At 57.3% G+C, this 6,000-nt stretch carries 7 protein-coding genes; 3 read left to right on the forward strand and 4 right to left on the reverse strand.

The window, feature by feature from the left end; genetic code table 11:
- Positions 1 to 184 precede the first annotated feature (184 nt).
- Entirely contained in the window at positions 185 to 421 is a 237-nt protein-coding gene (locus CJZ82_RS18060; RefSeq protein WP_143593702.1) for a hypothetical protein, read from the reverse strand.
- 271 nt (positions 422 to 692) lie between these two features.
- Between CJZ82_RS18060 and CJZ82_RS15370 the strand changes: the two genes are divergently transcribed.
- Positions 693 to 1,772: a hypothetical protein gene (locus CJZ82_RS15370; protein ID WP_094556631.1), complete on the forward strand. Its 1,080-nt coding sequence runs from the start codon at positions 693 to 695 to the stop codon at positions 1,770 to 1,772.
- Positions 1,773 to 2,184: 412 nt separating this feature from the next.
- Here CJZ82_RS15370 and CJZ82_RS15375 read toward each other — a convergent pair whose 3' ends face one another.
- Both CJZ82_RS15375 and CJZ82_RS15385 read right to left on the reverse strand, forming a co-directional pair.
- Entirely contained in the window at positions 2,185 to 3,219 is a 1,035-nt protein-coding gene (locus CJZ82_RS15375) for an IS5 family transposase (RefSeq protein ID WP_094556632.1), read from the reverse strand.
- Between the two features lie 694 nt (positions 3,220 to 3,913).
- Positions 3,914 to 4,405 carry a thermonuclease family protein gene (locus CJZ82_RS15385; protein WP_233130298.1) on the reverse strand — a complete coding sequence of 164 codons (492 nt, stop codon included), beginning with the start codon at positions 4,403 to 4,405 and terminating at the stop codon, positions 3,914 to 3,916.
- Positions 4,406 to 4,535: 130 nt separating this feature from the next.
- Between CJZ82_RS15385 and CJZ82_RS18485 the strand changes: the two genes are divergently transcribed.
- Complete coding sequence (locus CJZ82_RS18485) at positions 4,536 to 4,688, forward strand: hypothetical protein (protein ID WP_158218600.1); 153 nt, start codon at positions 4,536 to 4,538, stop codon at positions 4,686 to 4,688.
- Positions 4,689 to 4,752: 64 nt separating this feature from the next.
- A complete protein-coding gene (locus CJZ82_RS15390; protein WP_143593703.1) occupies positions 4,753 to 5,226 on the forward strand; it encodes a hypothetical protein in 474 nt (157 codons plus the stop codon).
- Between the two features lie 244 nt (positions 5,227 to 5,470).
- Here CJZ82_RS15390 and CJZ82_RS15395 read toward each other — a convergent pair whose 3' ends face one another.
- Positions 5,471 to 5,683: a hypothetical protein gene (locus CJZ82_RS15395; RefSeq protein WP_369820091.1), complete on the reverse strand. Its 213-nt coding sequence runs from the start codon at positions 5,681 to 5,683 to the stop codon at positions 5,471 to 5,473.
- Positions 5,684 to 6,000 lie beyond the last annotated feature (317 nt).

Consider the following 6,000-nt stretch of genomic DNA (forward strand, 5'->3'; position numbering starts at 1 on the left):
AACCGCGAGCTCAGGAGGGAGAAGGACTTTTTCAGGCTGGCGTCAGCGGTTGGAGGCGTTGGGAAAGCAAGCAGTTGAGGACGCAGTGATCATCGTTGAGATCCAGGCGGTGTTCCCAACAGCCGTCATGAGGTCGGCTGGACGCTGGACCAGCGGATGGATGGCGCTCTGGTGATCTGGGCCGTCAACCGGGTTCTCGGTCACCATGTGGTGGCGCCGTATCAGCTGCTGCTGGGATAACGCGGAGGTGGACATTTTGTTTTCGACCTTTAAACTCAAGCTCAACTTCGATGATAACCGCCGGGTGTAAATCAGCCTTCAGCAGCAACAGCGGTATCAGGGCTTTTGGATTGAGAGCTATTTCAACTGTGAATATCGATATTGAACGAGCGGTTGCCTCAGCCCGACCGACTACGGGCACCAGCTCATCTCTGCCCGTACACTCAACACCATGACCCCTGATCGGTGTCCGCAAAATCGGGGTCAACACTAATGTGATGTCCCACCAGGTTATGCGCCGAACAGCAGCCCCCTGCGATCTGCATATGTTTACCCTGTTCGAGCTGAAAACTAGAACTCTGCGCCGTTCGGCCAACGTAGTGCTCACCGCCGCATTGGCTGGGTGGCTGGGCGCACAGATCCCATCAGCTCACGCTTCCGCCCGACAGAGCCCAGGTGCGTCGGGCTGGGCGGTGATCCAGGAGATTCTTGATGGCAATCAGCTCTACGTGGATCGCCTGCAGGCGAAGGTCAGGCAGAAAGCCGATGCTCCCAAGCAGATCAGGACCGGCCAGAGTCGTGGTCAGCTCGGCTTCGAGAGTGGAGCGGTCGGACGGATCAATCGCCTTTCGCAGCTTCGGCTCGGAAGCAGCTGTTTCGTTCTTAGTCAGGGACAGATTCTGGTGTCAGGGAATCAGAGCGGCTGCACCCGCTCCAGCCGCCTGAGCGTCCGAGGAACCAACTACATCATCAGCCTTGCCGATGACGGCAGTGCCGATGTCAGCGTTCTTGAGGGCAGCGTGCTGCTGGAGCAACTCAGTAAAGGCGCGGGGCAGGGCAGGGCCGCGATTTACGTGCACGGCGGTACAGCGATCCGTCTTTCTCCCACAGGAGAGTTGCTGAGCAGCCGCCCCCTGACCCAGAACGACTACAGGCAGATCCTTAACGGACCGCTGTTCGTGGGGTTCGCTACGCCGCTGCCGGCCATGGAGGCCCTGCTGAGTCATTTGCGCCGCACCATGCCCGGCCCTTGGCCTGACTCTGCCAATGCATCCGAAGCAGCATCTGCATCTGTAACCGCAACCACACGCCCTGAGGGAAGGCAGGATGCCCTTGTGGAGGCCATCAACGCCCTGCGCAGCCGTCATGGCCGTGCCCCCCTGGATCGCTTGCCGGATCCGCTCGAGGCGCGCAACCGCGACTATCTGGAGCCGGTGGTGAAGCAGATCCTCACCAGCCCGAGCTGTGATCACGATCTGCCACGTTGGCAGTCCCTGCAGGTGGAGGCCAGATCAGCTTTGCCGCTGCGTCCTGTCAGCGAACTGGTGGCCTGCCCGCGGCCAACGCATCGCTGGGATCCGGAGGAAATCATCAGCACCTGGATGACATCCCGGCTCCACCAGGATCTCCTGCTGAACCGTCCAAATGCCACTCACATCAGTTGCCTTGGCGCCAGCAACGCCGCATCCAGAACGGCCGTCTGCGTGACCTGGACCCGTAATACACCCACGGGCACTGCCAACTCTGCTGAACGCTCATCCCCCCCCAGGTAGCGCGACCTCCCCAGGAGGTTATGGTCATGACCTCCTGGGATGTAGGCGACTAATACTCCGCCGCGGTGGTAGCGGCTGATCGCACCAGGAATTAGTCAGAAACGCATCTCGATGACGTCAACTTGTCACTAATCGGATTCGCTGGACCGCCCCCCCCAATCATAACAATGTAAAAGAACTAGGCTCACCTTGGCGAAGGACGACTACACATCATCATCAATCAATATAGCTCTATCGGACATCTGAGCAACAAGACCGAGCGAGTGCCATAGTGCTCACAAGGGGACCTCGAAATATTGCCACTTTTGAGGCAACATTGAGAAGCCGCATGGAAATCCTCTGCACGTGCAGATGCGCCTGACGACTGGCATCAATTACTTCAAGTCGAGTCGCTTGTCTCCCTGTCGAATGATCAGGAAGCCAGCGTTGCTTTTGAGTTGCAATGCAGGTATCGAAGAAAGTTGTAAGTCAGATTACGCAGTCCCCACCAAGCTCTCGTTCTGGCCAATCCAATCCGCCTTGTCAGCTTGCCGCGCATGCAGGTTGTGATTACACCAAAGACGTGCTCAACCCTTGCCCGCACGCTTGATCGGACCTTGTTGCGCTCCTGGGCTTCATCGCTCAAGGGATGGCAGCGTGAGCCCTTTTCATGAATTCTGCTCTCAAAACCAGCCATATCCAGTAGATCCTCATACCGCACGCCGGCGTAGCCAGAATCAGCCCAGACGAAGTCATCCCTGTTCTCAGGGTCTAGCACCTGCGCAAGCATCTGGCTGTCGTGAATGTTGGCTGGGGTAATGGAAAATCTTCGAATGAAGCCGTGAGTGGCATCAATGCAAATGCTGTTCTTGTATCCGTAATGGCTGATGCCATTCTTCTTGACCCAGCGGGCGTCAGTGTCCTTCTGGCGCAGTCGGTTTGGCTTGTCCAGCCACTTCTCTGGGATGGCTCCATCCTTGATGGTCTTGTTCTCCTCCCTTGAGTTTCGCTGTTTGGGAACAGGTACCAGTGTCGCATCGATGATCTGCCCTCCACGGGCCTCCAGTCCCTCGGACCGCAGGTGCTCCTCAAAACGTTCAAAGAGCTCATCGATAACACCCGCCTTGCGGAGTCGCTCGCGGAAGAAGGCAATCGTGGTGGCATCAGGAATGGTGTTCATCACTCCCAGTCCGACAAACTCCTCGAATGAGCGTCTGTCGTTGACTTGAAATTCCAGCTCCTCATCGCTGAGGTTGAATAGCTGCTGAAGCACCAGCATCTTGAAGAGGATGAGCGGATCAATCCGCTTCCGGCCAGCATTGCTCTTCCGTTCATGGCTGTAACCCTGCTCCAGCAGTGGCCTGAAGGCATCCCAAGGAATCGTCCCGGATAGGGTCGCCAACGTAGGCTTCTTCTGCTGAAGCCTGTGGATGCGCTTCTCCTCATCCCAGAATCCACGCTGTCCCATTCAGCTGTGTTGAACTGAGCCAATTCTATTGCTTATGTCAAAGTCTGTCAGGGAGCGACGTGGATTTTTCGAGGTGCCCACAAGTGTTCGGAATAGATACTCTTGATGGATATGAGCGATGATTGCCGCTGACCTCATCGCTTTTGGGCCACTTCTTCCTCCTCTCAGGGCTCAGTCTGTCCCTAGCAGATACACTGCTTCGGGCCTCCTGAGAAAGTGAAAACCAGCCTCAAGGCGACAAGCTGTGGGGAAGGCTGGCTTATCTTGGAGTCTTCATCAGGCCGCAGCTGGTTGATGGCCTAGGAATTGCTCTTCTTGTATGACCAGACTGATGGCAGCCAGGTTAAGAAGGTGTGGGCGCCCGGTTATATCAGCGCCGGTACATCCCAGCGCCTGGTGCCCCGACGCCCGCTCCTGGGCGAACCCCGGCTCCGGAGGCAGGCCCACCAAGGCCACCAGGATTCTCCAGGGGCCGTGATTCCACTCCGAGACCAGGTTCGCCCACACCGGCGCCAGGCAAGGCCCCTGCGCCGGAGGCAGGCCCACCGATCCCCCCGGGGTTCGGACGTGCCAGGCAGACTCCGCCGGATGCAAGGGACAAGGCCATGCCAGACACAGCCAGAACTGCGAGTGCATTGAGCTTTCGCATCACACAAGGATCAGTGGAGTCCCTTTCTCCTAACAGCGGCCACGATCAGCGCAGCCGAACCCGCCGAAAGACCCACGGGCGGGTGATGCCGCCCGGCACCTGCCACACCCCATAGCGGCGGCGGGAAGCCCGGAACTCTGCATCCAGATACTCCCTGGAATCGCACTGGCCGAGGTGTTTTCGGTAGGCAAATGCCTGGCCGTCCTCCACCATCGCCAGGTTGAGATTCACCGCCCCAATCACTTCGGCAACGGTGCGGCCGTAGCGATCGATGGCCTTCGGGATCAGCCTCACATTGCTGCTGATTCGCAACCGGCTCTGCAGATAGCGGCGGGCTTGCTCGCCATAGGGGGCCTGAGCCAACTCCGGGGCATCAATGCAGGCCAGGCGCACGCTGATCCGCTTGCTGCCATCGAGCACGCGGATGGTGTCGCCATCGCCGATCGAGAGCACGGTGGCGGATTGCAGCGGGCCGCCCCATCCGAATGAAATGCCTGCGAGCAGGGCTATCAGTGCTCGCAGCTCCAGACGATCCAAGGCAGCGATTGCATGGCAGGGCCGCATCAGCCTCGCTCTTCATGGATGCGGCCCTGCATCGCGGTTGCACTGCCGGGAGTCAGGTCACGCAGATTGGGAGCAGTCCCGACTGGATCCGCAGGCATCGCTGATGTGTGGCCGCTACTCGCTCACCAGCCAGCAGATCGAGCTCGCCACGGTGCGGCTGCGCAACATGAGTGAAGTGCTGGGCCACTGGCGCACCTACGTCTGGGGGTTGGTGCTAGGCCAGGGCCGGTTCTGGGTAGGGTGCCGCCGTATTTGAGCAACTGCCTTTCGTGTTGAAAGTGTCGGTCACCGGGCGGTTGTGGATCATCTCCACGCATGTGGTGATCTCCCTGACTTGGGCCGTGACGGCCGGCCTGTTGGTGTTGGTTCAGTTCGGCCAAACCGAGCGGGCCTTCCCCACGCAGGTGGTGGTCGCTGAACTCAGCAAGTTCTTGGACGACGTCGTGATCATTCCTTGTGGCTCGCTGAGTCTCTTGAGCGGTCTTGTGCTTTGTGCCATCACACCGTGGGGATATTTCAAGCACTGGTGGGTGGTGATCAAGGGCCTGCTCACGGTGTCGTTGATCTTTTTTGGCTCAGTGGCCTTGGGTCCCTGGCTCGACAGCAATGCGGCTCTGGTTGCAGGGCTCAACATGTCTGAGATACCTGCAGATTCGATCTACTGGACAACATGGTTCCAGGGGCTGGTGGGTGGTGGCATTCAGGTGCTGCTGCAGTTGGGCATTGTGTTCATCTCTTTTCTGAAGCCCTGGGGGCGCACTCCTTGGAAACGGCCCATCAACGTTGAGAGCTGAACAGCGCGAAACCCGAGGCCTACGCAACTGAATCTTTAAGTGGCTTGATGAACGTAATGGTCTTGAGCTGCCACTGGTGCTGATAGGGGTTCAACAACTCATCTGACATCTATTCTATAAGCGCCAAGAAAACTTCCCAAGGCTATCTACTCACGATAACAAACTTATGAAATTAATTATCAGTGTTGAGTATATCGTCTCAACCAAAAACATTTCGAGAACCTAGCGTCTAGCTTGTTACCGATCAGTAATCATCGCCATATTTGACGTCAGAATTTGCATTCATCAATTCCACCGTCGTTTGATACCCGTTAGCGACTGTCACTTGATGCTGAGCTGCAATGTCTTGAAGTGCTTCAAAGTCATATTTTGGTGCAGTGATCCAGCTGAATCCCTTGCCAAAAGTGTTGTCCGGATTCACCACATACCAGTGACAGGCAGTGTCGGGAACCGACACGGAGCACTTGGTCCAATCGTTGTCCCATTGAGGAACCTGGACAAACATGACTGCCGCAAAGAGAAAGCCGAAAAGTGCTCTGAACATACAAGCTTTAAGAATCTTTACAATCCTACCATGAGCTCGTCCTGCTGCCGCTCAATCAATCGGATGGCGCTTGGTCCTTCTTGAAAATCCGTTCCAGGGATCTTCGGAAATCCTTGGCGCTCAGGGGTCTAGCCAGGGCTGACTGAAAGTACATTCATCCCGTCTCCGCCAGGCTGATGCCGACCCAGCCAAGCATTCGGCTGATGTCATGCGCCACGGCCATCAGGCCA

Source organism: Synechococcus sp. 1G10, assembly GCF_002252625.1.
In the GTDB taxonomy this organism is placed as follows: domain Bacteria; phylum Cyanobacteriota; class Cyanobacteriia; order PCC-6307; family Cyanobiaceae; genus Regnicoccus_A.

Excerpts from the sequence above, each read along its gene's own strand:
- CJZ82_RS15375 (WP_094556632.1), bottom strand. The coding sequence starts at position 3,219 with ATGGGACAGCGTGGATTCTGGGATGAGGAGAAGCGCATCCACAGGCTT.
- CJZ82_RS18485 (WP_158218600.1), top strand. The coding sequence starts at position 4,536 with ATGTGTGGCCGCTACTCGCTCACCAGCCAGCAGATCGAGCTCGCCACG.